Genomic DNA, 26,063 nt, shown 5'->3' with positions numbered 1-26,063 from the left:
ATGGCCGAATCCAATGGCCACGCAGTCCCGGAATTCATGCGCCCGGTCGTCGCCGACGAGCCGCCCGCGAGTGCGCGCACCGTCGCCGAACACGCGGTCCTCGCGCTGAACGAGTCGATGTTGCAGCTCTACGAAACATCTCTGGTGAAATTCAAACAGAACATGCGCGACCAGGTGCCCATCATCCTGGCGCTGTTCACCGGCGAAGGCGGGCAGATGATCCTCTACCGGCCCGGCCGGGAGCCCGAATACGCGCCGCCGGTGCCGATCGTGTACCAGCTGGCCAAGTCGGTGGGCCACAGCACCATGGCCATCTACGAGATCGTCTCACCGTACCTGTTCGATGCGTACGCGAATCAGCTGTGGCGAGCCCCGCTCGAGATGTATCGGGCGCAGCATCGGCCGGCCCTCGAAGGCCTTGACGCCCTGGATATCTCCGAGGACGATCGCTCCCTCCTGCGCGCCATCCTGCAGCGCAATCTGACCTTCATGGACGAGTGCCTCGCACAGGGTGGTTACAGCTACGACGAAGTCGAGAAGTACATCCGCGGCGTCGTACCGTATTCGGCCAAGTCGATCGGCATCGGCTCGGGCGCCCAGGTGGGCCATTGGATGAACGTCGTCGAAGGGTGGAAGGAGCAACTCGGCACGGACTGGGAGCGCACCTACGCGGTCAGCAATTCGCTGTACATCGCACGGCAGAACAACATCCTGTACAGCATTCTCGTCCAGTTCATGGGCACCGAGACGATGGGTGACCGGTTGCTGCTCGTCGAGACACCGGAATTCGAGACCACACCCGAGAAGATGCTCGACGTGCTCGGCCGCATCGTCGCCGACCGTTCACTCGGCATGGTCTTCTTCCGCGACTACTTCCTCATGGACGTCGAACTGCTCGGCGGCGGCGGCCGGGCGGCCATCGAGCGGGAGATGGCCGAACGGGGCAAGAAGGCGTTGCTGCCGACTCTGGCGCCGTTCCACTCCAACGATTGGCCGTGGAAGACGGACCCGGCCAAGGGAACCGGCCCGGCGCGGATGGAAGACGTCGCCGCGGGCGCGGTGATTCGCCCGGAATCGGTCGGCTGATGACAGCTTCGACCAGGGACTTCGTGCAGCGCACCATCGAGATCGCGCGTACCAGCGTCGCCGAGGGCGGACTGCCGTTCGGGACCGTCGTCGTCAAGGACGGTGAAATCCTCGCCGAAGGCAGGAATTGCGTCCCGGCGACTCACGACCCGACCGACCACGCGGAGATTCGCGCCATCCGCGAGGCGTGCCGGAAGCTGGGCACGGAGTACCTGACCGGATGCACGGTGTACGCCATCGCCCATCCGTGCCCGATGTGTCTGGCGGCGCTGTATCTCTGCGCGCCCGATCAGGTCGTTTTTCTGGCCACCCGCGAGGATTGCGCGCCATATATGGCCGGCGGAAACGAGAAGTACTTCGAACCCAGCACTTTCTATGGTGAGATCGCCAAGCCCTGGGACCAGCGGCGTCTGCCCATGCGCTACCAGCCGCGCGATGACGCCATCGCGGTGTACAAGCTCTTTCGGGAACGCGAGGGCGGTGATCAATCGTCATGACAGCGGCGACCTGCCGGACGATGCCGACGAAAAAGGTGAGGGCCGTTGTCGGCCCTCACCTTTGTCGTCGGGGGATCAGGAGACCAGGCCGCGGCCGGTGGTCAGGGGGAGATCCATGGCGGTCAGCAGGCCGGGGCGGGATTGGACCACGGCGGGGACGGCGCTGACCAGGCGGGCCGCGGTGCCGACGACGCCGGCTTCGGCATGGTCGCCGTTGCTGTAGAGCTGGAGGTCGAGGAGGTAGTCGGGTTCGCCCTTGACTTCGACTCGGTAGCAACCCTTTCCGGCCGGTTGCGGCCAGTCGGGGGCGAGGTCGGGGTGCAGGCGGGTGGTGTGTTCCAGGGTGAGGACCTCGCGGCCCTTGCTGATGCCGTGCACCTGGAAGCGGAGAGCGGCGGCGGTGCCGGCGGCGATGGTGCGACTGCCCACCTTCAGCTCTTCGCTCGCGGGCAGGCGCTCGAAATGCTGTGTGACGGAGTCGAGTTCGATGTCGAGGGCGGCGGCCAGCTGGCGGATGACACTGCCCCAGGCGAGGGTGAGGACGCCGGGCTGGAGCAGCAGCGGCAAGTCGTCGAGGGCGCTGCCGAAGCCCATGATGTCGAACAGGACCTTGGGGTTGTCGTAGGTGGAGTAGTCCATCACCTCCGAGCAGATGATCTTGTCGATGCGCTCGGAGCCGCTGGACAGCAGCAGCGGCAGCCAGTCATTGGCCCAGCCGGGGTCGATGCCGTTCACCCACAGGGAGGCGCCGCCCTCGTTGGCCGCCTCCACGATCGGGGCGATGGCCTCGTCGGGGAGGGTGCCGTAGGGGAATTGCAGGAAGACGGGGCTGCTGGAGACGACATTGATGCCGGCGCGGAGGAAGGTCTTCAGATCCTCCACCGCCTCCATCAGGCGGTCGTCGGCCATGGCGGTGTGGACGATGCAGTCGGGCTTCAGCGCCAGGAGCGCCTCGGCGTCCTGGGTTGCGGTGACGCCGATCTCGCGGTCGAGACCGGCCAGCTCGCCCGCGTCCTTGCCGGCCTTGGCGGCGCTGGAGACCCAGACGCCGACCAGGTCGAGCTCGGGGCGCGCGATGATGGAGCGCAGGGTGCGGCGGCCGACATTGCCGGTGCTCCACTGGACTACGCGGTACTTCATGGGAAAACTCCTGCGGCGCGGCGGATTACAGGTCGGGGATGGGAAGGTCCAGGTTGGGTGCGGCGATGCCGCCGTCCACCTCGAGCACCTTGCCGGTGATGTAGCCGCCCGCGCGGGAGCTCAGGTAGACGATCGCGGCGGCGATCTCCCAGGGCTCGCCGAGCCGGTGCAGCGGGGTGGCGTCCTCCATCTGCTGCTTGATCTCCGGTTGCTGCGCAACGACTTCCAGCGCCGAGGTGAGCACCGAGCCGACCGCGATGGCGTTCACCCGGATGCGGGGGGACAGATCGGCGGCGGCCAGCCGGGTCCAGTGCGCGAGGGCGGCCTTGGCGGTGCCGTAGGCGAGGAAGCCGCGGCCCGGGGAGCGGCCCATCATCGAGGAGATATTGACGACCGAGCCGCCGTCGTTCTTCAGCATGTGCGGCACCGCGGCCTGGGTGAGGGCGTGCGCGGTGGAGACATTGAAACGGAATGCCTCCTCGAGGAATTCGGGGGTGGTGGTGAGGAAGGTGTTGGGCATGGTGCCGCCGACATTGTTGACCACGATGTCGATGCGGCCGAGTTCGGCGGCGGCGGTTTCGGCCAGCGCGGTGACGGCGGAAAGATCCGACAGGTCCGCGGGGACCGTGATGGCGCGGCGGCCGAGCGCATGGATCTTGCCCGCCACCTCGTCGAGCTGAGCGGCGGTGCGGGCCGAGATCGCCACATCCGCACCGGCTTCGGCGAGGGCGAGCGCGGTGGCGGCGCCGATGCCGCGGCCCGCGCCGGTCACGACGGCGACGCGGCCGTCCAGTCGGAAGGTGTCCAGGATCATCGCGAATTCAGTCCTTCTGGGAGTGACGACAGTCACAAGCAGCTTTAAGCATTTATTCTTAATCGTCAAGGAGAAGTTCTTTATCCGCTGGTGAACGCTACAGTGCAGACTGTGGCAAGGATCGACAGGTGGCAGTGACGGTGTCCGAATGGCAGTGACAGAAGCGCGCGAGCGCATCATTCTCGCGGCGGAGCAGCTGATCGCCGAGCGGGGGCAGGCGGTACCGCTGCGCGATATCGCGGCAGCCGCGGGACAGCGGAACAACTCGGCGATCCAGTACCACTTCGGCTCCCGCGACGGACTCATCGAGGCCGTGGTCGAACACCGGCTCGCCACCCTCGAGGTGCGGCGGCTGGAACTGCTGGCCGAACAGGCCGGAACGGGTGCGACCGGCGTGCACGACCTACTGGAGGCGCTGGTCATTCCCATGCTCGAGCTGAGCGACCGGCACGGGATCAATCACTACGCGCGGTTCCTCGAACAGATCCACACCCATCGGGCCGTCACCGACGCGGCCAATCTGGAATCCGCGCGGCGCACCTCGGTGCGGGTGATCATGCAGCAGCTGGAGCGGGAACTCACCGACCTGCCGAAACGGTTGCGGCTGCGGCGGTTACGCGCCTTGCCGACCGTGCTGTTCGCCTTGCTGGCCGACCACGAGCGGGCCGTGGAGGCCGGGCGGGTGGCCGCGGGGGACGTGACGGCGTGGGGGGAGATCGTGGACATGCTCGCGGGGGTGCTGACCGCGCCGGTGGTGGAGCGCGCGCCGATTCGCTGACGCCGGAACGCGAACGGCCCGCCCCGGATCGAATCCGGTACGGGCCGTTCGGAAACCGAGCGCGGTGGACTAGCGCTGGTGCGGCTGGGGGTAGTTCGGCGGCTGCTGGTAGCCGCCGGACGGCGGCGGGTAGCCCTGCGGCGCATACGGATTCGATGGCTGCGCGGCATAGCCGGGCTGGTTCGGCGCGGGGTAACCCTGCTGGGGTTGCGGAGCCGGGTAGCCCTGCGGCGCGAACCCCTGGGCTCCGCCCGGCGCGGCCGGACCACTGGGCGGCGGCAGGTAGCCCTGATCCGGCGCGCCGGTCGGCGGCGGGAAGGAGCCGATCGGTGCGGGGTAGCCGTTGACCGGGGTGTTCGCCTGGTCGTAGGGGCTCGGCGCCGGTGTGTACCCCGCCGGTGTGTACATGGGCGCGGCGGTCTGCTCGTTCTCCCGCTTCTTCTTGAGCGCGAACCAGACGCCGCCGCTGACGAGAATGACGGCCAGCAGGCCGATGAGGCCGAACGCCCGGTCGACGACGTTGACACCGACCCTGATGGCAATGATCACGACGATGGCGCCGACCACGGCGATCGCGCCGCGTGCCCGGCCGCCACCTTGTGGCTGTGACATGAGTGGAATTCCCCCGAACTCGAAAACGATTGCTGGGGAAGCATACCCAAGCACGCTCGACTTCTCCCCGGTGCGAAGTTCGGTGCGACCTGGCAGGGCGGTGGTGGTGCGGCTACCGTTGATGGTCGTGGACACCACGGCAGCAGTAGTCATGGAAACGCCCGCCCGGCCGCGGTGGCTCGGCGTCGGGCTACCGCTGCTGACCGGTGGGGCGGTGGCCGGCGGGCTGGCGCTGCTGCACTTCCGGGATCCGCATGTGCAGGGGGCCTACGGGGTGTGCCCGTTCTACGAACTGACCGGATATTGGTGCCCCGGTTGCGGCGGGTTGCGCGGGCTGCACAACCTCACCGATGGCCGGATCCTCGACGCCATCCACAGCAATGTGCTGCTGCTCCCGCTGACACTGGGCTTCATCGCCTGGTGGGGCGCCTGGGTGGTGCGCGGGTGGCGGGGCAATCCGGTGCCGCCGCGACTACCGCAGGTGCTGCCCAGGTACGCGGTGTGGGTGGCCCTGGCATTTCTCCTGGTCTTCACGGTTGTGCGGAACACACCGTGGGGTAGTTGGATCGCGCCGGTTTAGGCGGGGCATGCTCTGCTTATGAGCGATTCGCTGAAGGAGCGCGTGCGGCAGAAGCTGATCCGGCAGCTCGAAGAGGATGGGCCGCCGGACCCCGATCAGGAGGACACCCGGCAGCTCTCCGTCCAGGACGACCTCGAGGTGCTCGACGCGGTGGCCGACGACGATCCACTCGTCGAGGTGCTCGCGGCCCGCTACATGGTGCCCTGACCGGTTCCCGGCCGGTTCAGAAACCGCAGGCAGCCCCACCCTCGGCCGAACTGCCGAAGGGACGGGTCTCGGGGACCGGGTTCCAATGTCCTTCGGTGCGGGCGTAATTCCACGCCGGGCCGCGCGCCACCAGGGTCGCGATGGCCTCGACAAGGCGGTCGACGTCGGCGGCGGTGGTGCCCAGGCCGATGCTGGCGCGCAGGGCGGCATCGACACCGAGGCGGGACAGCAGCGGGTGAGCGCAGAAGCGGCCGTCGCGCACCCCGATGCCGTGCTCGGCGGAGAGGTAGGCGGCCACCTGGCCGGGCTCGAAGCCGTCGACGGTGAAGGCGACAATGCCGACCGCGTCGGTGCTGTCGCGCCAGATCCGCAGGAAGTTCACGCCCGGAACGGTTTTCAGGCCGTAGCGCAGGCGGTGGGTGAGGTACTGCTCGTGCTCGATCACGGTGGTCTCGTCCAGCTCGGCGAGGGCGTCGCAGGCCGCGGCCAGGGCGGCGACGCCCAGCACGTTCGGGGAACCGGCCTCGTGGCGCTGCGGGGCGGGAGCCCATTCGACGCCCTCGGTGCTCACCGCGCGCACCGCGCCGCCGCCGGCCAGGTAGGGCTCGGCCGCGTCCAGCCAGTCCCGGCGGCCGACCAGCACGCCCGCGCCGAACGGGGCGTAGGTCTTGTGGCCGGAGAAGGCCAGGTAGTCGATGCCGGTGGTGCGCAGGTCGATTCGGCGGTGCGGGGCCAGCTGGGCGGCGTCCACCAGGATGCGGGTGCCGCACTGGTGGGCGATCCAGGCCAGCCGCTCCAGCGGCAGCAGTTCGCCGGTCACATTGGAGGCGCCCGTAACCGCCAGCAGCGCAGCGGGTTTCGAGCACAGCTCGGCGACCAAGCGCTGGATGGTCTCCTCGATGGTGTCCCCGACCGGAACCACCCGGCGGCCGCGCCGGGTCCAGGGCAGCAGGTTGGCGTGGTGCTCGACGTCCAGCACCACGGTGTCACCGGGCACGCAGGCGGCGAGCAGGTTCAGTGAGTCGGTGGTGTTGCGGGTGAACACCACCACCTGGTCCTCGGCCGCGTTCAGGAAGCGGGCGACCGAACCGCGGGCCGACTCGTAGCAGTCGGTGGAGACCCGGGAGGCGTAACCCGCGCCGCGGTGCACGCTGGCGTAGTAGGGCAGTAGGTCCGCGACCCGGTCGGTGACCTGCCGCAATGCGGGTGCGCTGGCGGCGTAGTCGAAGTTGGCGTAGCCGGCCGTCCCGCCCTGGACCAGCGGGACCCGCAGGTCACAGCCGGAGACGGTGGCGAGGGCGGCACAGGTCTGGTCGGCGATAGCAGTCATCACGAAATCCCGTCGGGTTCATGGACACGCGATCGGGAAAACAGGAATCGATCGAGAGTCCGCGCTTGCCGCGCCCGGTCGGGCGTCGGCCCGGTCGTCACCCGGAGCACCCCACCGCGGAGGAGGGTTGCCGACCAGCAAGCCGGGGCTTCACGCTGGTACTCATGACCTGATTGCAGAGACTGGCAGACGGCTCGCGGGCTTGTCAACCCTGACCGGCGCGGCCCGGCGGGGTCGGACCTGCCCGGCCCAGACGCATCGTTCGAGGTCCGGAACCCGTTCGCCGCTCCGGCCGGCGGGTGAGATAAAGCGCTGTATTCCGCGCAGCCGACCTGTTCGAGCACGCGCCAGCCGTATTCGGCGGCAGTCCGGACACCCCGCCGGGATGCAGCCCGCGGGCGCGGTGGCGAGCGCCGCGAAGGTGGCGCGCACGGCCCGCTCGGTCGGGTACTGGGTCACGCCCTCCCAGAGGAACAGGGTCGTCGACTCGGCGCGATAGCCGGACTCGGCCGGCGCGGGTGTCGAGGCCCGCGCCTCAGCAGCTGCAGCGGACCTGAGGGGGTGTGGCGTACGGCACATCCGTTTCGGAAAAATCGTCCGAAAGTTGGATCGGGTGGGCCGCAAAGTTCGAATCGCGCGAACGTTGCTGGGGCGTATGGTCGAGTCGAAGTTAGGGTAGCCAAAGTGGTGTGCCCCCGAGTTGACCACGAGGAGCCCGACCATGCTGGAGACCAGCACCCCGTTCTCGACGCTCATCCGCACCGCGACCGAGCAGCAGCACAACGAGGCGGAACACTCCACGTTCATGCGCGACATGCTCGGCGGGCAGCTCGGGGTGGAGGCCTTCTACCGGTACACCGCCCAGCTCTGGTTCGTCTACGCCGCCCTCGAAAAGCACTCCGCCGCACTGGCTTCCGACCCGGTCGCGGGTCCGTTCGTCAAACCGGAACTGGCGCGGCTGGCCGCGCTGGAGGGCGACCTGGCCCACCTCGGCGGCGCGAACTGGCGCGATGAACTGACCGCGCTGCCCGCCACCACCGCCTACGCCGCCCGCATCGAGGAGTGTGCGGGCGACTGGCCGGCCGGCTATGTCGTCCACCACTACACCCGCTACCTGGGCGATCTCTCCGGCGGCCAGGTCATTCGCGGTACCGCCGAGAAGCTGTGGAACCTGCCCAAGAAGGGCGACGGCGTGCGGTTCTACGTCTTCGAGGACATCGCCAACCCGGCCGCGTTCAAGCGCGACTACCGCGAGGCCCTCGACCAGCTTCCCCTCGACGGCCCCGAGGTCGATCGCGTACTCGACGAGGCGCGACTGGCGTTCACGATGAACACTGATCTGTTCCGTGAGCTGGGTGCGGAATTCAGCGCGCGGAACTGAAACTCGCAACCCCGAAGGTCGCCGACCCCCGTTGATCGACAGGGGCGGCGGCCTTCGTCATTTCCGCGGGGCGTCGTCGACCCTGTTCGTCGGGGGCAGGGTCAGCGATCTCACCCTTGCGCCGGGCCACGGTGATGGGTTGCCATGGAGGGCATGAGTTTTCCGCTGCTACTGAGTTTCGTGGGGTTGTGTGTGCTGCTCGCGCTCACGCCGGGGCCGGATACCTTTCTGGTACTGCGATTCTCGATGGCCGGATCGCGACCCGGAATCGCGGCGGCGGTGGGCTCGGCGTTCGGCGGGATCGTGTGGGCCACCGTGGTCGCGGCCGGGGTCGCGGCGCTGCTGGAGCAGTCGGCGACCGCGTATCGCACGCTCAAGGTGATCGGCGGAATCTACCTGGTGTACCTGGGCGTTCGGGCGCTGCTGGCGCATCGGCGCGGGCCCGGCGCGGCGGCCGGCGGGGCGGATGTCGCGCCGGCCCAGGGTGCGCCGGCGTCGCTGCGCTCGGCGTTCGCTGCTGGATTGCTGTCGTGTGTCTTCAATCCGAAGGTGGGATTGTTCTACCTCGCGGTACTGCCGCAGTTCCTGACCCGGGTGACATTCCTCAACACGCTCACGCTCGGGGCCATCGAATCCAGTGTCGCGGCAATCGAAATGATCCTGCTGGCAGTGGCGGCCGCGCGGGCGGTGGAGTTGCTGCGACGGCCGCGCGTCCGGGTGCGGCTGGAGCAGGCGAGCGCGGCGATCCTGGCGGCGCTGGGCATCGGCACGGCGGCCTCGGCCGCGGCCTGAGTCGGCGCCTGAGTCAGTCGGCGATCTCGGCGCGGTGGTACGCGCCGTTGTAATACACCAGCGGGCCGACCGCCGGGGAGTTCTCGGTGTTGTCGTTCACCTGGGTGACCAGGCCGATGACCAGGGTGTGGTCGCCGATCGGGAGGAGCTGATGGACCGTGGCGCGGACCCAGATGGGAGTGCCGTGCAGCACAGGTTCGCCGCTGCCGAGCGTCGTCCACAGGGACCGGTCGGTAAAACGCTCCTCGGCGGTCCGGCTGAACCGCTGGGCCAGATGCTTCTGATGCTCGCCGAGGAAATGCACCACCAGCGATTCGGCCCGCAGCATGGCCTCGATGCTGGAGGAGGTCTCGGCGATATTGAACGAGATGAGCGGCGGCTGTGCCGAGAGCGAGGCGAACGAGGTGGCGGTGAAGCCCACCGGACCCTGGTCGGACTCGAGCGTGACGATGGTGACCCCGGCCGGATAGTGCCGCATGGCGGCGCGGTACTGCTGCGCGGTAATGCCGCTCAGATCGTCGGGCACGTGTAGCTCGGTGCCGGGCGTCGGGGAATCGCTCACGTCACGAAACTACGTGGTCGAACGCCCGGTTATTCCACCCTGTAAGGAATTGCCCGGTCCACGCCTGTAGGTGGCGCTCAGTCCACATCGATGGCCAGGCCCGCGGTGATCCGGACCAATTCCCCGAAGGTGGTGCGGAACAGCGTGTTCGGATGCCCGCCCGCGGCCCACAACTCCTGATACTGCGACAACGCCGTGTCGACGAAGGTCGGCAGATTGGTGGGGTGCCCGAGCGGGGCGACACCCCCGATGGGCTGCCCGGTCACCTCGCGGACCATGGCCGCGGGCGCCCGGGAGAGCGTGCCCTCGAGGCGCTCCCCGGTGCGGCTCAGATGCACCTGGTGCGCACCGGAAACCAGCAGCAGCACCGGATCGTCGTCGAGCAGGAAGACCAGCGATTTGGTGATCGCCCCGACGGTCACGCCGAGCGCGTCGGCGGCTTCCTGCGCGGTGTGGGTGGGACTGGGCTGGGTGATGATCACCCCGTGATGGCCGCGCGCGATCAAGGTGTCGGAGACCTTCGACGCGACCGGTGGCAGGGACCTGCGCATGGCAACCAGGGTAGAGCGATTGCGGTGGATGTGCCGGGGATCAATAGTCGGGATAGCCCTCCTCCGGGCCCAGCAGCTCGGTGAGGCGGTCGCGCACGATCGGGGCCAGCTCCTCGACGGTGCGCTGCGAAACCCACTGGTGCGCACAGGAATCGAAGACCCGTTCCAGGTCGATCGCGGACAGGGCGTGCAGCTCCGCCGCGGCGGCCGTCTGGAGTGCGGCGTGGCCCGGGTACGGGCGGCCGTCGGCGATCTTCTGGGCCCAGGTGACATTGCAGCAGCATTCGTACAAGGCATGAGTCGCGCGGCGGCGGGGGAGCGTATTGAAGCGGTCGAGGCCGATTCCGTGATGCATCAACATCCAGACCTCACACACGGGATGGGCGAGTTGTGCGGACCCGCTAATCGTCCGCCGGAAGGCGGTTCGAAAACACTGGGACGCAGCAGATTTAGCACAGGATTAACACCGGCCCGACACGCCCCCGGCACCCCCGATACGCTGGACCGATGACCGAATGGAAGGCTTTCGAGGTCGAAAGCAAGGACCACATCGCCCAGGTGACGCTCACCGGTCCTGGCAAGGGCAATGCCATGGGCCCCGACTTCTGGCGCGAACTGCCGCTGATCTTCGGCGAACTCGACGCCGACCCGGACATCCGCGCCATCGTGCTCACCGGATCGGGCACGCACTTCTCCTACGGCCTGGACCTGCCGGCCATGAGCCCGCTCTTCGGGCCGCTGCTGGCCGACCGGGCGCTCGCCGGGCCGCGCACCGACTTCCTCAAGCACGTGCGCAGCATGCAGGACTCGGTCACCGCGGTCGCCGACTGCGTCAAGCCGGTCATCGCGGCGATCTCCGGCTGGTGCATCGGCGGCGGACTGGACCTTATCGCCGCCGCGGATGTCCGCCTGGCCAGCGCCGACGCCAAGTTCAGCCTGCGCGAGGCCAAGGTGGCCATCGTCGCCGACATCGGCTCGCTCCACCGGCTGCCGGGCATCATCGGCGAGGGGCACGTGCGTGAACTCGCCTACACCGGCAAGGACATCGACGCGGCCCGCGCCGAGAAGATCGGCCTGATCAACGACGTGTACGCCGACCAGCAGGCCGTGCTGGACGCCGCCCACGCCATGGCGCGCGAGATCGCCGCCAACCCGCCGCTGGTGGTGCAGGGCATCAAGGACGTCCTCGACCAGCCCAAGCGCGGCAGGATCGCCGACGGGCTGCGCTACGTGTCGGCCTGGAACTCGGCGTTCCTGCCGTCCGAGGACCTCACCGAGGCCATCCAGGCGGTCTTCGAGAAGCGCTCCCCGGAGTTCAAGGGGAAGTGACCCCAGGGGGTTCCGGCCCCGTAAAAGGACCCCATGCCTCCGGTTCCCGGCCTATCGTTTTGGGCGGGGGACCGGAGGTTTGGCCATGGCTACATCCGAGGTGAGCGAGTCGACCGGTGCGGGCGGCTTCACCCATCGCGAAATTCTGGTGATCATCAGCGGACTGCTGCTGGGCATCCTGCTCGCGGCGCTCGATCAGACCATCGTGTCCACCGCGATCCGGACCATCGCCGACGATCTGAACGGGTATTCGCTGCAGGCCTGGGCGACCACCGCGTATCTGATCACCGCCACCCTGGCCACGCCGCTGTACGGCAAGCTCTCGGACATGTACGGGCGCAAGCCCTTCTACCTCGCCTCGATCACCATCTTCGTGACCGGCTCGCTGCTGTGCACCTTCGCACAGTCCATGTACGAGCTGGCCGCCTTCCGGGCGCTGCAGGGGCTGGGCGCGGGCGGGCTCATGTCGCTGGCGCTGACCATCGTGGGCGACATCGTGAGCCCGCGCGAAAGGTCCAGGTACCAAGGGTACTTCCTGGCCGTGTTCGGTACCTCGAGTGTGATCGGGCCGGTGCTGGGCGGGCTGCTCGCGGGACAGCACAGCATTCTCGGGATCGCGGGCTGGCGCTGGGTGTTCCTGGTGAACGTCCCCATCGGCCTGTTCACCCTGGTCGTGGTGACCCGGGTGCTGCGCCTGCCGCCACGCGAGAAATCCCGTGACCGCGTGGACTACTGGGGTGCGCTGGCGCTCGTCATCGCCATGAGCCCGCTGCTCATCGTGGCCCAGCAGGGGCGCGAATGGGGCTGGGGCAGTGCGCGATCCATCGTCTGCTACCTGATCGGCGCGCTCGGGGTGATCGCCTTCATCCTGGTGGAAGCCGCGCTGGGAGAAGCCGCGCTCGTCCCGCTGCGCATCTTCGCCAACCGCACCTTCGCGCTCGGCGTCGTCATCTCGTTCGTGGTGGGCGCAGGCATGTTCGGCGGAATCCTGCTGCTGCCACAGTATTTGCAGGCCGACCGGGGTGCCAGCCCGATGCTGGGCGGGCTGCAGATGATCCCCATGGTGCTGGGCATGATGATCGGCTCGGTGATGTCGGGACAATTGATCTCGCGCACCGGGCACTACCGCGTCTACACGCTGCTGGGCTCGGCCATGATCACCATCGGGCTGTTCCTGCTGCACTACCTGAAGGCCGATACGGCGTTCTGGATCGTGGTGCTGTTCATGCTGTGCGTGGGCTTCGGGCTGGGCAATCTCATGCAGCCGCTCATCGTGGCGCTGCAGAATGCGTTGCCGCCCAAGGACATGGGCGTCTCCACCGCTGCCGCCACCTTCTTCCGGCAGATCGGCGGCACGCTCGGCGCCGCGGTGTTCCTGTCGATCCTGTTCGATCGGCTCGGACCCAATATCCGCGCGCAGCTGCTGGAAGCGGGCAAGGACCGCAGGTTCCAGGACGCCGTCGCCGCCGGGGCGCACGACGGGAATCCCGCGGATATGGCGCTGTCGCAAGGATTCCTGAAGCACGACACCTCGGCGGCGCAGGGGGTGCTGAACGACAGTTCGGTAATCCAGAAGCTCGATCCCGTGCTCGCGCACCCGTTCAAGGTGGGATTCGCGGAATCGCTGTCGACGGTCTTCCTGACCACATCCGCCGTCACCCTGCTGGCGTTCGTGCTGGTGGTGTTCTGGAAGGAAGTCCCGCTGCGCACGACCGCCGGCCTCGCGGCCGCTGCCGAGTAGGACGGGGGATTCGGGAAAACGAAAGGGGCGGCGCGGAATCCGCGCCGCCCCTCGTCAGCGGGAGCTCAGTGGCCGCCCTGCTCCTTCAGGCGAGCGTAGGCCTCGTCGACCAGCTTCTCGGCCTTCGCGCGGCCCTCCCAGCCCTCGACCTTGACCCACTTGCCGGGCTCCAGGTCCTTGTAGTGCTCGAAGAAGTGCGCGATCTCCTTGCGCTGGAACTCCGGGATGTCCTCGACGTCCTGGATGTGAGCCCAGCGCTTGTCGCCGGCGGGCACCGCCACCAGCTTCTCGTCGATGCCGGCCTCGTCGCTCATGATCAGCACGCCGACGGGACGGGCCTCGACCAGCACACCCGGGAACACGGACTCGGGCAGCAGCACCATGCAATCCAGCGGATCGCCGTCGCCGCCGAGGGTGTTCTCGATGTAGCCGTAGTCGGCCGGGTACATCATCGGCGTGTACAGGTAGCGGTCCAGCCGAACGCGTCCGGTCTCGTGATCGACCTCGTACTTGTTGCGCTGACCCCGGGGGATCTCGATGGTGACGTCGAACTCCACGTCATCTCCTTTTCGGTGGGCGGTATGGCTGCCGACTCGCCAGCTCGTTCAAGGGAACGACTGCGCAACGAGGATAGTGTGGACCGCGGTAGAGCCATCAGCCCCACCACAGGTATCAGGGAGACAGCGGCAGGTGTTTGGTCGGAACAAGCAGAACATCGGTGGTCTGGAGGCCAAGCGGCGACGCAGAACCTGGATCGTGGTGTCGTTGGTGCTGGTCGTCGTGGTGGCGGCGGCCGGGGCGGTGGCGGTGATCCTGAAGCCGTGGACGGAGGAATTCCGGCACGGGGGGTTGACGATCGCCGATCCGCCCGCGCCCGTGAAGCCGATTCCGCAGGTCGCGCCCGCCCCGGTGACTGCGCCCGCCGCCTCCGCGAACGGGCTGGCCGCCGCGCTCGGACCGGTGGTCGGCAATCCGGACCTCGGGATCTTCGCCGCCTCGGTCTCCGACGGGGACACCGGCAAGGTGCTGTGGACCATGGATCCGGACAAGGGCATGATCCCGTCCTCCACCGCCAAGATCCTCACCACCGCGGCCGGACTGCTCGCCCTGCCCGACGATCACCGGATCACCACCAAGGTTGTGACCGGCTCGGCTCCCGGCGAGATCGTGCTGGTCGGCGGCGGCGACCCGACCATCACCGCGCAGCCGGACGGCAAGGGCTACTACCCGGACGCGCCCCGGCTGCAGGACCTGGTCGCGCAGATCAAGACCGCCGGGCAGCGGGTGGACTCCATCGTGGTCGACACCTCCGCCTACGCGGGCCCGAACTTCGCGCCCGGCTGGGACAACGCCGATATCGCGGGCGGCTCCATCGCACCGCTGGACCCGGTCATGATCGACGGTGGCCGCCTCGACCCGCTGGTCGAATATTCGCCCCGCACACCCACTCCCGCCCTCGACGCGGGCCGGAAGCTGGCCACCGAACTGGGTGTCGATCCCGCCAAGGTGAAGCTGGGCACCGCCCCGGCGAGCGCGAACCAGCTGGCCGCCGTGCAGTCCGCGCCGCTGCGGGAACGCATGCTGCAGGCCATGGTGCACTCCGACAATGTGCTGGCCGAGGCCATCGGCCGCGAGGTCGCGGTGGCGAGCGGGCAGGAAGCCTCCTTCACCGGCGCGGTGACCGCCATGACGACCGTGCTGCAGGCCGCCGGATTCGATCTGACCGGCCTGAAAATGGCCGACAACAGCGGGCTTTCGACCGACGACCACATTCCCCCGCGCCTGCTCAACCGGGTGCTGACCGTGGCCGCGCTGCCCAACGGCGCTGGCCCGCAAGACAATTCGACCGCCGACCCGGCCGCGAGCAGCACCGACGGCTCCCCGCTCGCGCCGCTGCTGGACTTCCTGCCGGTGGCGGGCGGCACCGGCTCGCTGGCGACCCGCTATGTCGACCGGGATCGCGACGGGGCGGGGTGGATCCGGGCCAAAACCGGAACTCTGTCCGTCTCGAGTGCGTTGGTGGGTTATGTGCTGGACCGCGACGGACGGGTCCTGACGTTCGCCTTGATGTCGAACGATCGGCCGCCGGAGGCGAGCCGACCCGCGCTGGATGCCGTCGCCAACGCACTGCGCAACTGTGGCTGCTCATGACGGGTGGATGAACATGACCGGATCCGAAAACCCTGTGGCCCCTGCTCGCACCCGGACCAACCTGACCGGTGTCGTGGACTGGAACGTGGCCGCCCGCACCGGCGCCGCGCTGGTGCCGGCCGGGCCGCGGACATCCCGGTACTCGGCCGAACACGCGGTCGCCGAACTCGCCGCCGCCTCGGTGCGCGCCGAGGGCCCGGTCCGCGAGGTCAGCGGTCTCGACGACGGGTCGGTGGTACCGGATGCGCTGATCGTGGACCGGCCCGGCTGGATCCACGCCGCCGCCGAATCCATGGCCCAGCTCACCGGCAGCGGCGTGGAACCCGGGGAGAAGGGCAAACTCGTCGGCAAACCGGCAGGAGTGCAGGCCGGGGCCATGCTGGCGTTTCTGTCGACGGCCATCCTCGGCCAGTACGACCCGTTCACCGGGCCCGACGGCACGCTGCTGCTGGTCGCGCCCAACATCATGGCGGTGGAACGCGCACTCGGCGTGCCGCCCAGCGACTTCCGGCTCTGGGTGTGCCTGCACGAGGTCACCCACCGGGTCCAATTCTCTTCCGCCCCCTGGATCGCCGGCTACATGCGCCGCAATGTCGAGGTGCTCGGTGAGGCGGGCGACGAACCCCTCGCCGACATGCTGGCGCGGCTCGTCGACGCCGTGAAGGAGCGCCGCCGCGGCGGCGACGACCCGGCCGGCGGTGTCATCGGGCTGCTGCGTGCCACCCAGGCCGCACCGCAGCGCGAAGCCCTCGACCGCCTGCTCATGCTCGGCACGCTGCTGGAGGGCCACGCGGACCACGTCATGGACGCCGTCGGACCCGCCGTGGTGCCCTCGGTCGCCCGCATCCGCGCCGCCTTCGATCAGCGCCGCAAGCGCCCCGCCAACCCCATCCAGCGGCTGCTGCGGGCACTGCTCGGCATGGACGCCAAGGTCGCCCAGTACGTGCGTGGCAAGGCCTTCGTCGACGAGGTCGTCGACACCGTCGGCATGGCACGGTTCAACACCATCTGGACCGACCCCGAAACCCTGCCCCGCACAGACGAAATCGGCGAACCGCAACGCTGGGTCGCCCGCGTCCTCGGCTGAGCCGTTGCCGCCGCACCGTGCCCCGGGGCCCGCGTGCGACGATCAGGGCGTGAACGATCGGCCCCGGCTGCCCGAGACGCCTGCCGCACTGGAGATGCGGCGCGCCGTGCGGGAATGGCTGGGACGGTTCGCGCCCGACGGGGTGGTCGCCGTGGCCCTCTCGGGTGGGGCGGATTCGGTCGCGCTGACAGCCGCCGCCTGTGCGGAGGCAGATGTGGTGGACGCCCTGACGGTGGATCACGGTTTGCAGGCGGCGTCGGCGGAGGTGGCCGCCACGGCGGCCGCGCTGGCGTTGCAGCTGGGCTGCCGGTCGGCGCGGGTACTGACCGTGACGGTCGAGCGGTACCCGGGTGGTCCGGAAGCGGCGGCCCGGCGCACCCGGTACGCGGCGCTGGACCAGGCGCGGCAGGGATTGCCGGTGTTGCTGGGGCACACGCTGGACGATCAGGCCGAGACGGTACTGCTCGGGCTCGGGCGCGGGTCGGGGGCGCGGTCCATCCGGGGGATGCCGGAATTCGATGCGCCGTGGGGGCGGCCACTGCTGGGGGTGCGGCGGAGCGTGGCCCGCGAACTGTGCGCGGATCTGGGGATCACGCCCTGGGAGGACCCGCACAACAGCGCGCCGGAATTCACCCGGGTACGCCTGCGACACGAGGTGCTGCCGCTGCTCGAGGACGTGCTCGGCGGTGGCGTGGCCGCCGCGCTCGCGCGCACGGCAGCGCACCTGCGGGAGGACGGGGAGGTGCTGGACGCGCTCGCCGGAGAGTTGCTGGCAGCCGCCCGGGACGGTGACGGGCTGCGAATCGAGATGCTCGCCACTGCCGCGCCCGCGGTCCGCCGCCGCGTCATTCGCGAATGGTTGCTCGAGCGTGGCGCAAAATCATTGACGGACAGCAATTTACGGGCGGTCGAGGCGCTGGTCACGCGGTGGCGGGGGCAGGGCGGGGTCGCGGTGGGCGGTTCGCCCAGTGGGACGAGGTTGGTTGCCGCGCGTGAACATGGCAGGCTCATACTCGGTTCGGAGTGAACCCGGATTCGGGTCGACATCACTGAAGGGAAACCAGCGGACGTGTACGGGGACGACATCGCGTCGGTGCTGATCAGCGAGGAACAGATCGCCGACAAGGTCGAGGAACTGGCCGAACTGGTCGCCAAGCGCTATCCCGCCGATGCCCCCGAGGGCGACCTGCTGCTGGTGGGCGTGCTCAAGGGCGCCATCTTCTTCATGACCGACCTGGCCAAGAAGCTCACCGTGCCGACGCAGATGGAGTTCATGGCCGTCTCGTCCTACGGGTCCTCCACCTCGTCCTCTGGCGTGGTGCGCATCATGAAGGACCTGGACAAGGACATCGCCGGGCGCAATGTGCTGATCGTCGAGGACATCATCGACTCCGGCCTGACGCTGTCGTGGCTGCTGCGCAACCTGTCCAGCCGCAACCCGGCCTCGCTCGAGGTGGTGACGCTGCTGCGCAAGCCCGACGCGCTGCGCACCCAGGTGGACGTGATGGCCGTGGGCTTCGACATCCCGAACGAGTTCGTGGTGGGCTACGGCCTCGACTACGCCGAGCGCTACCGTGATCTGCCGTACATCGGCACCCTGGACCCGAAGGTCTACGGCGGGGAGTAACAACTCTCGAGGATCGAAACGAAGGCCGCTGCCGGTTACCGGGAGCGGCCTTCTGCATTGATGTGACGAAACTCACTCGGTGGGCTGGTTTGGGGCGTGGGCCGGGGGGAGTGGTCGTTGCTGGATGTCAGCGCCCGGGTGAGCGGGAATCGGGCATGGGGGCGGATTTATGTGTAACAGCTGGTCAAGTGTCCGTTAGGGGGCCGGTGGGTGAGTGTCGGTGAATGGCCAGGAATTCGCGGGTCCGGTTAACAGAATGTTTCGGGGGAGTCCTATGCTGTCTGTAACAAACCTGACGGCTGTTTTCTGATCCAGTTGCAAACTTTTGGGTCAGATACGGCTGGAAAATCAAGACCGATTCTGATAGCAAGGGGCTATGGACCCGCATTTGCGCGACCTGCGGTATTTCGTCGCCGTCGCTGAGGAACTGCATTTCACCAACGCCGCTCAACGGCTGCACATCGCACAACCCACCCTGTCACGACAGATCCGTCAGCTGGAGCGCCAGCTCGACGTCGTGCTGTTCGACCGCAACCAGCGCAGCGTGGCCCTGACCGTCGCCGGCAAGGAACTCCTCGAAGGCGCGCGGAAGATTCTGGAACTGTGGGAAGTCACCAATGTCGCCCTGCAGGAGGCCGGTGAGGTGCTGCGCGTCGGCATCCAGTCCTCCATCGGCCGCGGCCTGATCACCGACCTGGAGAGCGCCAGCGGCCATCGGCTCGCCCTGCACTCCGCGTCCTGGACCGACCCGTCCAGCGGGCTGGCCGGCCGTCAGGCCGACCTCGCGCTCATGTGGCTGCCGGTGCCCGACACCAGTCGCTACCGCTGGCAGGTGCTGCGCACCGAACCGCGCTGGGTGCTGCTGCCCGAGAACCACGCCCTGGCCGGCCAGGAGCAGATCGACTTCGCCGACCTGATCGACGAGCCCTTCATCGCCATGCCCGCCGAAGCCGGTGCGGCACGGGACTTCTGGCTCGGTGCGGACGCCCGCGGCGGCCGTCAGGCCAAGATCGGCGCGGAAGCGGCCACCGCCGAGGAGCGTCTCGAGGCAGTCAGCCTCGGCCTGGGCGTGTGCCTGCTGGCCGAGAACAATGTCCCCATGTATCGCTGGCCCGGCCTCACCGCCCGCCCGGTCACCGGCCTGGCCCCCTGCGAACTGGCGGTGGCCTGGCGTGCCGACGATGACCGCCCCACCATCCTCGAGTTCGCCGTCCGCGTCCTCGACGGCGGCTTCGCCGAGAAGGAACCGGTCGCGGCCCAGTAGGCCCCGGCCCGGACCGGTCGAAACGGGCGGCGGCAGAGGGTCGGAGGTTGCCGCGGTCCGTCCGGGAGTACCGAGACAGAAGTACAGCGCCGCGTCACCGAGCGACGCGGCGCTGTGCTGCATCCCGGCGCGCTGTGCCGGGGTGTGCTCAGGGAGCGACGCGCTGCCAGGGGTGGGCGGCCTCGATCTGCGCGGCCAGCCGGAGGATGGTCGATTCGCTCCCGGGCGGGCCCGCGATCTGCGCCGCGACCGGGGTGCCGGTGCGGGGGTGCAGGCCCATGGGTAGTGACAGCGCGGGCCAGCCGACCAGGTTCCACAGCGGCGTGAACGGCGAGAACTTCGTGTTCGCAAGGACATTCGCCAGCCAGGGGCGGGAATGCCAGCGGCGGGCGCGCGGGGCGGGGGTCGCCAGGGTGGGCGTGATGACCACGTCGTAGCGCTCGAAGTAGTCGAGCAGCCGGGCCTCCACACGATCGACCTGCGACGGGCGCAGCAGTCCGGACTTCAGCACCGCCCTGCCGAGGGCGATGTGCACCCGGGTGCGGCGCTGCAGGCGATCCGGGTGCTGGACGGTCGCGGCCTCGCGGGCGGCATTGCCCAGCCAGCGCAGCAGCAGCGCGAAAGTCGAGCCCTGGTACGGGAGTTCGGCGACGCCGATGATGTGGCCTGCCCGGGAGGCGGCCGCGGCGGCCTTGTCGGCGGCGGCGGTCCACGCCAGGTCGATATGGCCGAGTGGTGTCGGAGCCCCGGTGGCCAGGCCGATGCGCAGCGTCGAGGGCGTCTCCAGATCGGCCAGGTCGGGGCGGTCCGCGAGCACCGAGAGCATGAGCGCGGCATCCGCGACCGTTGTTGCGAGGACCCCGTTCTCGGTCATCCCGCCCCACGAGTCCAGCCCCACCTCGGCGGGCACCAGACCGCGGCCGGGCTTGAGGCCGACCACACCGCAGCAGGCGGCCGGAATGCGGACCGAGCCGAGCCCGTCATTGCCGTGCGCGATCGGGACCATGCCGGAGCCGACCGCCGCGCCGGAACCACCCGACGAGCCGCCCGCGGAGTAGCGGGTGTTCCACGGGCTGCGGGTGATGCTGCCCGGGCCGTCGGTGACACCCCAGAGCCCGAATTCGGGCACCGTGGTGAGGCCCACGACGACCGCGCCCGCGGCCCGCAGCCGCCGCACCACCGGGTGGTCGCCGGCGGCGGGGGTATCGGGACCGGCCAGCGAACCGCCCCGGGTGACCTCGCCGGCGACGTCGATATTGTTCTTCACCGCGATCGGCACGCCGGCCAGCGGCAGCATGTCCAGATCCGCTCGTTCGGCCACCGTGCAGGCCTCGGCGCGGGCCGCTTCCTCGCGAACGAGACTGAAAGCGTTCAATTTCCGATCGCGGGCGCGAATCCGGTCCAGTGCCGTGCCGACCGCGTCCTCGGGGGAGATCGAGCCGTTCTGGACCGCCGCGGCGATGCCGGTGGCCGTGGTCAGGTCCACGGGGGGACGGTCGGATGGGGTGTCGGAATCAGCCTTGGTGCGTGCCACCGCTACCTCCTCGGCGGTGCCGGCTGTGGCGATTTCAGCCGCTAGCGCCGTGCCCTCGTCGTGCATGCTGATGTTCCCCCGTCGCCTCGTGTCGAAATCGGGTGATCCGCTCGTGAGCCGCAAGTTATCATTCCGGCTAGCAGTCGGGGATGATGGTGTGGGGTGTGGCGGGTTCTTTGTCCCAATCTCAGAATCCACGACATCCTCGGATCGACAGTGCGGATCGACGACATCCGTGCCGAGCCAGAGGGGTGCGGACATGGCTTCTGGTTCCGACCACCGTTCCGGCGGTTACTCGGCAAAAACGGAATCGAGTGCGATCGCCGCCTTCACGGCGGCGTGGGACTCCACTGCGGCCCCGCCCAGGATCGCCGACTATCTGCCCGACGCCACCACGCTGCGACGGGGTGCGCTGATCGAGCTCATCCGGGTGGACATGCGCCACCGCTGGCTGCACCGACCCGCCGGAACCGAGGTCTCCCCACCCAAACGGCTGCGCGATTACTGCGCCGAATTCCCCGAACTCGCGGACAGGGATCTGCCCGCCGGGCTGGTGTACGAGGAGTTCGTCATCCGCCGGCACAGCGGCGAGCGCGTGGACCCGCGCGACTGCCTGCGCGAATATCCGTATCAGGCGGCCGAGCTGCGGGAACTGCTGAATGCCGACGACGACGATCAGAGCACGCGGCGGGCCGGGCTGGACGAATCCACGCGCGGTGACTTCGGGCTCGAACGCTCCGACCGGACACAGCTCGAGCGGACGCAGCTCGAGCCGACTGCCCGGACCGGGCCGCTCGTGGACGGCGACACCACCCGGGTACCCGAACCGGGTGAGGTGACGCTGTACGAGGATCCCTCGCAGCTGGCCGGCGCACCGGCCGAGCCCACCCGGGCCACCGGCGGGATCACCACGCCCGAGACCGGGGAACTGCTCGATCGCATCGAAATCGGGCAGCGCATCGATGATTTCGACCTGCTGACCAGTCTTGGTTCCGGGGCGTTCGCCCGGGTCTTCCTGGCCCGGCAGCGCTCCCTGCAGCGGCTGGTGGCGGTGAAGATCTCCGCCGACCACGGCACCGAGCCGCAGACCCTGGCCCAGCTCGACCACGACTACATCGTGCGGGTCTTCGACCAGCGGCTGATGTCGGACCTGCGCACCGAATCGGGGCGGCGCCTGCGCCTGCTGTACATGCAGTTCCTGCCCGGCGGCACCCTGCTCGGCGTGCTGCGCTGGGTGCGGGCCACCCCGGCCGGGCAACGCAGCGGACAGCTGCTGCTGGACGCCGTCGACGCGGCCATGGAGGAGAAGGGCGAGATCCGGCCCACCGACTCCAGCGTGCGCGCCGAGCTGGCCGGGCTGTCCTGGCCGGAAACCGTGGCGTGGCTGGGCCGCCGGCTGGCCGAGGCACTGGACTACGCGGACGGGCGCGGGGTGCTGCACCGGGACGTGAAGCCCGCGAATGTGCTGCTCACCGCCGAGGCGGTACCGAAACTGGCCGACTTCAACATCAGCTTCAGCCGGAATACCGACAGCGCCGGCCCGGTCGCGTACTTCGGCGGTTCGCTGTCCTACATGTCCCCGGAACAGCTGGACGCATGCCATCCGAGCACCGCCAGCCGCGCCGGCGACCTGGACACCCGCGCCGATATCTTCTCCCTCGGCGTGGTGCTGTGGGAGCTGCTCACGGGGGCGAAGCCTTTCGACGACACCACCGCCGGGCCCGGCGACCACGGCGACCGCACCACCCTCGATGCCATGCTGGCGCGGCGGCGCGGCGGCGTCGACACCGCCGCCCTCGACCGGGTGCCGCCCGACTGCCCCGCCGCGCTGCGCCGGGTCCTGCTCACCTGTCTGGAGCCGGCCCGCGAACAGCGCTGGAGCAGCGGTGGGGTCCTGGCCACACAGCTCGAGATGTGCCTGGACGAACGTGCCCGCGACCTGGTCGACCCGCCGCCGCACAGCTGGCGGATGCGGTTGCGGCCGTGGATGATTCCGCTGGTCACGCTGGCCATCGTGGTGCCGAACCTGCTGGCGTCGCTGTACAACATCGCGCACAACCGGGCCTTCATCATCAACCACCTGTCCGAGTCGGCCATGCACACGTTCATGGTCACCACGACCACGGTGAACCTGGTGTTCTTCCCGCTCGGGACGGCCGTCATCGCCTATCTGTGCCGGTCCCTGATCTTTGTGCCGCGCGGGCTGCGCCTGGGCCGCGAATACGACCCGGAGACGCTGCGCAGAGCCCGCGCGGACGTGCTGCTGGCCGCGGAGCGCATCTCCCTGGTGGTGTTCTCGCTGTGGGTGATCGCGGGCATCACCTTCCCGACAGTGCTGCGCATGACGGCTCCCGACCTACCGGCCCGCGGCATGGTGCACTTCCTGGTGTCGCTGGTGGTGTGCGGGGCCATCGCCGTGGCGTATCCGTTCTTCCTGGTGGCCTTCTATCTGGTTCGGTGCATCTATCCGATGTTCCTGCGGCACGGGGACATCAGCGCCGAGGACGCGGTGTGGCTGCACCGGCTGGGCCACCGCTGCACCACCTATCTGGCGGTCGCGGCGTCGGTCCCGTTGCTGGCGGTGGCGGGCGTGACGTTCCTCCCGCCCGACGACATTCCGCAGGTGATCGTCGCGGTGCGGGTGCTCAGCGTCGGCGGGATCGCGGCCTTCGTTCTGATCTATGCCATGTTCCGGGCGCTGGAGGCCGACCTGGCGGCGCTGGAGCGGGTGGTGTCGTCGACCCCCTCATCGCGGGCGCCCGGAAACGGGGCGGGTACCGAATCGTGAGCGAACTCGCAGCGCAAGCCCTCGCCCGCTTCGCTGCCGACTGGGAATCCACCCTGCGCGGCGACCGCGACGAACCGCCGCCCCTGGCCGGCTACCTGCCCGACGGGCACGAGGTGCGGCTCGCGGTCCTCACCGATCTGGTGCGAGTGGACATGCGGCAGCGCCGGCGGCGCGCCGGAATGGAGAAGCGGCTCGCGGAGTACCGCAGGGAATTCCCGGAGGTGGGGACCAGCCCGGACTTCGCCGACCTGGTCTGCGAGGAGTACATGGCCCGCAGCCGCTTCCGGCCGGTGGATGTGGACAGCTTCACCGCCGAGTACCCGGAGGCGGCCACCGAGATCCGCCGCCGCTTCACCGGCGACACCCCACCGCCCCCGCCGCCCGCGCTGCCCGAGGGCATCGGAACCGGCCGCCGCATCGACGATTTCGACCTGCTCACCGATCTCGGCGGCCGCGAACACAGCCGTATGTTCCTGGCCCGGCAGCGGTCCATGCAGCGGCTGGTCGCGGTGCGGGTGGAGGCGGGCGTGGACAGCGACACCGACACCGTCGCGCAGCTCGACCACCAGCACATCGTGCGGGTCTTCGACCAGCGCCTGATCGCTGACGGCAGCACCGGAAAACCGTTGCGGCTGTTGTACATGCAGTATCTGCCCGGCGGCACCGTCGACGGCGTGCTGGCCCGGCTGCGGCAGGAATCCGCGACGGCCGGGCGCGACAGCGCCGATGGCGGACTGCTGCTGCGGGCCATCGACGCGGCAATGGAGGCCAAGGGTGAGATCCGGCCGGCCGGGTCCCGGGTGCGGGCGGAGATCGCCGGGCTGAGCTGGCCGGAAACCGTGGCGTGGGTGGGGCGGCGCCTGGCGGAGGCGCTCGACTACGGGTTGCGGCAGGGGGTGCTGCATCGCGACATCCGGCCCGGCAATGTGCTTTTCACGGCGGAAGGGGTGCCCAAGCTCGCGGATTTCGCGCTGGGGCCGGTGTATTGGAGTGGGGCCTTCCTCGGGGCGGGCGCGAATGATGCCGGGGCGCTGCGGTATCGGTCGCCCGAGGCGCTGGCCGCGCAGCTGGATCCGGCCGCGCCGCTGCCGGACACCCGGGGCGACATCTACTCGCTCGGACTTGTGCTGTGGGAAATGCTCACCGGCGCACTGCCATTCGACGATGCGGACGCCGGGACCGATGCCGGGGCGGTGCGGGCCATGCTGGCCCAGCGGATGGCGGGCGTGCCCGCGGCAGCCCTGGACACGCTGCCCGCCGACACCCCGGCCGCGCTGCGGCGGGTGCTGCTGGAATGCCTGCGACCCGATCCCGCGCGGCGCTGGCAGACCGGCGGCCAGCTGGCCGGGCAGCTGAACCTGTGCCTCGACCCGCGGGCCCGGGATCTGGTGGATCCGCCGCCGCACACGCTGTGGGCCCGGTTGCGCGGCTGGCCGGTACCGATCGCGATGCTGTGCGTGGGCCTGCCGAATGCGGTGGCCAGCTGGTACAACGTCCGGATCAACCAGAGTCTCGTCGTGAACGAGCTGCCGCTGGTGGATCAGCAGCGGTTCGAGCAGGTGGCGCTGGTGAACAATCTGGTCGCCTTCCCGCTGGCGGCGCTGCTGCTGTTGTGGCTGGCGCGGCGGCCGCTGACCGTCTCCTACCGCTTGGCCCGCGGGCATCGGTACACCCCGGCCCAGCTGGCCCGCGCCCGCGCCGACACCCTGCTGATGGGGGAGCGGGCGGTGTGGGTGCCGTTCGCCATGTGGCTGATCGCCGGGGTGGCGTGGCCGCTGGCCCTGTCCGGCACGGGAGCACGGTTGCCGCACAATGCCTTCGCGCACTTCTTCACCGCACAGGTGGTGTGCGCGACCATCGCGCTGGCCTATCCGTTCTTCCTGATCATGGTGTACGCGGTGCGGTCGCTGTATCCGCAGCTGCTGGCGCGTGGTTCGGTGGGGCCCGCCGATCGGCGGCAGCTGTCGGCGCTGGCCCGGCGCAGCAATTTCTATCTCGCCGCGGCCGCGTCGGTGCCGCTGCTGGCGGTGGCCAGCGTGACCTTCGTGTCGACCGCCGATCTGTCTCTGGTGATCGTGCCGCTGCGGCTGATCAGCGTCGGCGGCGTGCTGGCGTTCGTGGTCACCTATCGGCTCTCGCGGCTGCTGGAGGAGGACCTGCAGGCGCTGGTGCGCGCCATTCCCGAAGGCGGGCATTGATTCCCCGTAGGCTC

Annotated in this window: 25 protein-coding genes and 1 riboswitch; of the genes, 16 read left to right on the top strand and 9 right to left on the bottom strand. The window is 69.3% G+C overall.

Annotated elements, in window-relative coordinates:
• Both ACFXHE_RS15280 and ACFXHE_RS15275 read left to right on the top strand, forming a co-directional pair.
• Nucleotides 1-1,086 carry a hypothetical protein gene (locus ACFXHE_RS15280; protein WP_379383361.1) on the top strand — a complete coding sequence of 362 codons (1,086 nt, stop codon included), beginning with the start codon at nt 1-3 and terminating at the stop codon, nt 1,084-1,086.
• Nucleotides 1,086-1,583, top strand: coding sequence for a nucleoside deaminase (locus tag ACFXHE_RS15275; RefSeq protein WP_379383359.1), 498 nt, complete (start codon nt 1,086-1,088; stop codon nt 1,581-1,583). Before ACFXHE_RS15280 ends, ACFXHE_RS15275 begins: the two co-directional genes overlap by 1 nt.
• Before the next feature lie 75 nt (nt 1,584-1,658).
• Here ACFXHE_RS15275 and ACFXHE_RS15270 read toward each other — a convergent pair whose 3' ends face one another.
• Nucleotides 1,659-2,723, bottom strand: a complete 1,065-nt coding sequence (locus ACFXHE_RS15270) for a diacylglycerol kinase (protein ID WP_379383357.1) — start codon at nt 2,721-2,723, stop codon at nt 1,659-1,661.
• 25 nt (nt 2,724-2,748) lie between these two features.
• On the bottom strand, nt 2,749-3,537 hold the full coding sequence (locus ACFXHE_RS15265; protein WP_379383355.1) for an SDR family oxidoreductase: 789 nt from the start codon (nt 3,535-3,537) through the stop codon (nt 2,749-2,751).
• A gap of 148 nt (nt 3,538-3,685) precedes the next feature.
• Here ACFXHE_RS15265 and ACFXHE_RS15260 point away from each other — a divergent pair, with 148 nt between their 5' ends.
• Nucleotides 3,686-4,315: a TetR family transcriptional regulator gene (locus ACFXHE_RS15260; protein ID WP_354831515.1), complete on the top strand. Its 630-nt coding sequence runs from the start codon at nt 3,686-3,688 to the stop codon at nt 4,313-4,315.
• A 69-nt stretch (nt 4,316-4,384) separates the two neighbouring features.
• Here ACFXHE_RS15260 and ACFXHE_RS15255 read toward each other — a convergent pair whose 3' ends face one another.
• Complete coding sequence (locus ACFXHE_RS15255) at nt 4,385-4,927, bottom strand: hypothetical protein (RefSeq protein WP_379383353.1); 543 nt, start codon at nt 4,925-4,927, stop codon at nt 4,385-4,387.
• A gap of 127 nt (nt 4,928-5,054) precedes the next feature.
• On the opposite strand from ACFXHE_RS15255, the gene ACFXHE_RS15250 reads away from it, so the two are divergent.
• A complete protein-coding gene (locus tag ACFXHE_RS15250) occupies nt 5,055-5,507 on the top strand; it encodes a DUF2752 domain-containing protein (RefSeq protein WP_379383351.1) in 453 nt (150 codons plus the stop codon).
• Between the two features lie 18 nt (nt 5,508-5,525).
• Entirely contained in the window at nt 5,526-5,714 is a 189-nt protein-coding gene (locus tag ACFXHE_RS15245) for a hypothetical protein (RefSeq protein WP_379383349.1), read from the top strand.
• Between the two features lie 16 nt (nt 5,715-5,730).
• Here ACFXHE_RS15245 and ACFXHE_RS15240 read toward each other — a convergent pair whose 3' ends face one another.
• A complete protein-coding gene (locus ACFXHE_RS15240) occupies nt 5,731-7,044 on the bottom strand; it encodes an aminotransferase class V-fold PLP-dependent enzyme (RefSeq protein ID WP_379383347.1) in 1,314 nt (437 codons plus the stop codon).
• Nucleotides 7,045-7,100: 56 nt separating this feature from the next.
• A riboswitch (SAM riboswitch) is annotated at nt 7,101-7,214 on the bottom strand.
• Nucleotides 7,215-7,765: 551 nt separating this feature from the next.
• Here ACFXHE_RS15240 and ACFXHE_RS15235 point away from each other — a divergent pair.
• The gene (locus ACFXHE_RS15235; RefSeq protein WP_379383345.1) at nt 7,766-8,425 is read left to right on the top strand and encodes a heme oxygenase (biliverdin-producing); all 660 of its coding nucleotides are present in this window, start codon (nt 7,766-7,768) and stop codon (nt 8,423-8,425) included.
• Between the two features lie 153 nt (nt 8,426-8,578).
• Entirely contained in the window at nt 8,579-9,217 is a 639-nt protein-coding gene (locus tag ACFXHE_RS15230; protein ID WP_379383343.1) for a LysE family translocator, read from the top strand.
• A gap of 13 nt (nt 9,218-9,230) precedes the next feature.
• Here ACFXHE_RS15230 and ACFXHE_RS15225 read toward each other — a convergent pair whose 3' ends face one another.
• The 3 genes from ACFXHE_RS15225 to ACFXHE_RS15215 all read right to left on the bottom strand — a co-directional run bounded on the left by ACFXHE_RS15225 (nt 9,231) and on the right by ACFXHE_RS15215 (nt 10,685).
• Nucleotides 9,231-9,779 (bottom strand): flavin reductase family protein, encoded by a 549-nt coding sequence (locus ACFXHE_RS15225; protein WP_379383341.1) that lies wholly within the window; start codon nt 9,777-9,779, stop codon nt 9,231-9,233.
• Between the two features lie 77 nt (nt 9,780-9,856).
• Complete coding sequence (locus ACFXHE_RS15220) at nt 9,857-10,330, bottom strand: YbaK/EbsC family protein (RefSeq protein WP_354831494.1); 474 nt, start codon at nt 10,328-10,330, stop codon at nt 9,857-9,859.
• Between the two features lie 40 nt (nt 10,331-10,370).
• On the bottom strand, nt 10,371-10,685 hold the full coding sequence (locus ACFXHE_RS15215) for a 2-oxo-4-hydroxy-4-carboxy-5-ureidoimidazoline decarboxylase (RefSeq protein ID WP_379383339.1): 315 nt from the start codon (nt 10,683-10,685) through the stop codon (nt 10,371-10,373).
• Between the two features lie 152 nt (nt 10,686-10,837).
• Between ACFXHE_RS15215 and ACFXHE_RS15210 the strand changes: the two genes are divergently transcribed.
• Nucleotides 10,838-11,659: a crotonase/enoyl-CoA hydratase family protein gene (locus ACFXHE_RS15210; RefSeq protein WP_379383337.1), complete on the top strand. Its 822-nt coding sequence runs from the start codon at nt 10,838-10,840 to the stop codon at nt 11,657-11,659.
• Nucleotides 11,660-11,744: 85 nt separating this feature from the next.
• Nucleotides 11,745-13,400 carry an MDR family MFS transporter gene (locus ACFXHE_RS15205; protein ID WP_379383335.1) on the top strand — a complete coding sequence of 552 codons (1,656 nt, stop codon included), beginning with the start codon at nt 11,745-11,747 and terminating at the stop codon, nt 13,398-13,400.
• 65 nt (nt 13,401-13,465) lie between these two features.
• On the opposite strand, the gene ppa is transcribed toward ACFXHE_RS15205, so the two are convergent.
• Nucleotides 13,466-13,957 (bottom strand): inorganic diphosphatase, encoded by a 492-nt coding sequence (gene ppa, locus ACFXHE_RS15200; protein ID WP_379383333.1) that lies wholly within the window; start codon nt 13,955-13,957, stop codon nt 13,466-13,468.
• Between the two features lie 133 nt (nt 13,958-14,090).
• Between ppa and dacB the strand changes: the two genes are divergently transcribed.
• The 5 genes from dacB to ACFXHE_RS15175 all read left to right on the top strand — a co-directional run bounded on the left by dacB (nt 14,091) and on the right by ACFXHE_RS15175 (nt 19,529).
• A complete protein-coding gene (dacB, locus tag ACFXHE_RS15195; protein WP_379383331.1) occupies nt 14,091-15,551 on the top strand; it encodes a D-alanyl-D-alanine carboxypeptidase/D-alanyl-D-alanine-endopeptidase in 1,461 nt (486 codons plus the stop codon).
• Nucleotides 15,552-15,564: 13 nt separating this feature from the next.
• Nucleotides 15,565-16,638: a zinc-dependent metalloprotease gene (locus ACFXHE_RS15190; protein WP_379383329.1), complete on the top strand. Its 1,074-nt coding sequence runs from the start codon at nt 15,565-15,567 to the stop codon at nt 16,636-16,638.
• Between the two features lie 94 nt (nt 16,639-16,732).
• Complete coding sequence (gene tilS, locus ACFXHE_RS15185; RefSeq protein ID WP_379383460.1) at nt 16,733-17,665, top strand: tRNA lysidine(34) synthetase TilS; 933 nt, start codon at nt 16,733-16,735, stop codon at nt 17,663-17,665.
• A gap of 42 nt (nt 17,666-17,707) precedes the next feature.
• Complete coding sequence (hpt, locus tag ACFXHE_RS15180; protein ID WP_354831477.1) at nt 17,708-18,265, top strand: hypoxanthine phosphoribosyltransferase; 558 nt, start codon at nt 17,708-17,710, stop codon at nt 18,263-18,265.
• A 376-nt stretch (nt 18,266-18,641) separates the two neighbouring features.
• Nucleotides 18,642-19,529, top strand: coding sequence for a LysR family transcriptional regulator (locus ACFXHE_RS15175; RefSeq protein WP_354831474.1), 888 nt, complete (start codon nt 18,642-18,644; stop codon nt 19,527-19,529).
• Between the two features lie 148 nt (nt 19,530-19,677).
• On the opposite strand, the gene ACFXHE_RS15170 is transcribed toward ACFXHE_RS15175, so the two are convergent.
• Nucleotides 19,678-21,063 (bottom strand): amidase, encoded by a 1,386-nt coding sequence (locus ACFXHE_RS15170; protein WP_379383326.1) that lies wholly within the window; start codon nt 21,061-21,063, stop codon nt 19,678-19,680.
• 259 nt (nt 21,064-21,322) lie between these two features.
• On the opposite strand from ACFXHE_RS15170, the gene ACFXHE_RS15165 reads away from it, so the two are divergent.
• Together ACFXHE_RS15165 and ACFXHE_RS15160 are read left to right on the top strand one after the other, a co-directional pair.
• The gene (locus ACFXHE_RS15165) at nt 21,323-23,851 is read left to right on the top strand and encodes a serine/threonine-protein kinase (RefSeq protein WP_379383324.1); all 2,529 of its coding nucleotides are present in this window, start codon (nt 21,323-21,325) and stop codon (nt 23,849-23,851) included.
• The gene (locus tag ACFXHE_RS15160) at nt 23,848-26,049 is read left to right on the top strand and encodes a protein kinase (protein ID WP_379383322.1); all 2,202 of its coding nucleotides are present in this window, start codon (nt 23,848-23,850) and stop codon (nt 26,047-26,049) included. Before ACFXHE_RS15165 ends, ACFXHE_RS15160 begins: the two co-directional genes overlap by 4 nt.
• Nucleotides 26,050-26,063: the final 14 nt, after the last annotated feature.

It is taken from the genome of Nocardia sp. NPDC059229, from assembly GCF_042754165.1.
Classification (GTDB): domain Bacteria; phylum Actinomycetota; class Actinomycetes; order Mycobacteriales; family Mycobacteriaceae; genus Nocardia.
The sequence above is the reverse complement of the archived record's forward strand: the minus strand, read 5'-3'. Positions and strand labels throughout refer to the sequence as shown.

Excerpts from the sequence above, each read along its gene's own strand:
- ACFXHE_RS15245 (WP_379383349.1), top strand. The coding sequence starts at position 5,526 with ATGAGCGATTCGCTGAAGGAGCGCGTGCGGCAGAAGCTGATCCGGCAG.
- ACFXHE_RS15280 (WP_379383361.1), top strand. The coding sequence starts at position 1 with ATGGCCGAATCCAATGGCCACGCAGTCCCGGAATTCATGCGCCCGGTC.
- ACFXHE_RS15205 (WP_379383335.1), top strand. The coding sequence starts at position 11,745 with ATGGCTACATCCGAGGTGAGCGAGTCGACCGGTGCGGGCGGCTTCACC.
- ACFXHE_RS15255 (WP_379383353.1), bottom strand. The coding sequence starts at position 4,927 with ATGTCACAGCCACAAGGTGGCGGCCGGGCACGCGGCGCGATCGCCGTG.
- ACFXHE_RS15175 (WP_354831474.1), top strand. The coding sequence starts at position 18,642 with ATGGACCCGCATTTGCGCGACCTGCGGTATTTCGTCGCCGTCGCTGAG.
- ACFXHE_RS15275 (WP_379383359.1), top strand. The coding sequence starts at position 1,086 with ATGACAGCTTCGACCAGGGACTTCGTGCAGCGCACCATCGAGATCGCG.
- ACFXHE_RS15220 (WP_354831494.1), bottom strand. The coding sequence starts at position 10,330 with ATGCGCAGGTCCCTGCCACCGGTCGCGTCGAAGGTCTCCGACACCTTG.
- ACFXHE_RS15270 (WP_379383357.1), bottom strand. The coding sequence starts at position 2,723 with ATGAAGTACCGCGTAGTCCAGTGGAGCACCGGCAATGTCGGCCGCCGC.
- ACFXHE_RS15260 (WP_354831515.1), top strand. The coding sequence starts at position 3,686 with ATGGCAGTGACAGAAGCGCGCGAGCGCATCATTCTCGCGGCGGAGCAG.
- ACFXHE_RS15265 (WP_379383355.1), bottom strand. The coding sequence starts at position 3,537 with ATGATCCTGGACACCTTCCGACTGGACGGCCGCGTCGCCGTCGTGACC.
- ACFXHE_RS15235 (WP_379383345.1), top strand. The coding sequence starts at position 7,766 with ATGCTGGAGACCAGCACCCCGTTCTCGACGCTCATCCGCACCGCGACC.
- ACFXHE_RS15240 (WP_379383347.1), bottom strand. The coding sequence starts at position 7,044 with ATGACTGCTATCGCCGACCAGACCTGTGCCGCCCTCGCCACCGTCTCC.
- ACFXHE_RS15190 (WP_379383329.1), top strand. The coding sequence starts at position 15,565 with ATGACCGGATCCGAAAACCCTGTGGCCCCTGCTCGCACCCGGACCAAC.
- ACFXHE_RS15210 (WP_379383337.1), top strand. The coding sequence starts at position 10,838 with ATGACCGAATGGAAGGCTTTCGAGGTCGAAAGCAAGGACCACATCGCC.
- tilS (WP_379383460.1), top strand. The coding sequence starts at position 16,733 with ATGCGGCGCGCCGTGCGGGAATGGCTGGGACGGTTCGCGCCCGACGGG.
- ACFXHE_RS15230 (WP_379383343.1), top strand. The coding sequence starts at position 8,579 with ATGAGTTTTCCGCTGCTACTGAGTTTCGTGGGGTTGTGTGTGCTGCTC.
- ACFXHE_RS15165 (WP_379383324.1), top strand. The coding sequence starts at position 21,323 with ATGGCTTCTGGTTCCGACCACCGTTCCGGCGGTTACTCGGCAAAAACG.
- ACFXHE_RS15215 (WP_379383339.1), bottom strand. The coding sequence starts at position 10,685 with ATGCATCACGGAATCGGCCTCGACCGCTTCAATACGCTCCCCCGCCGC.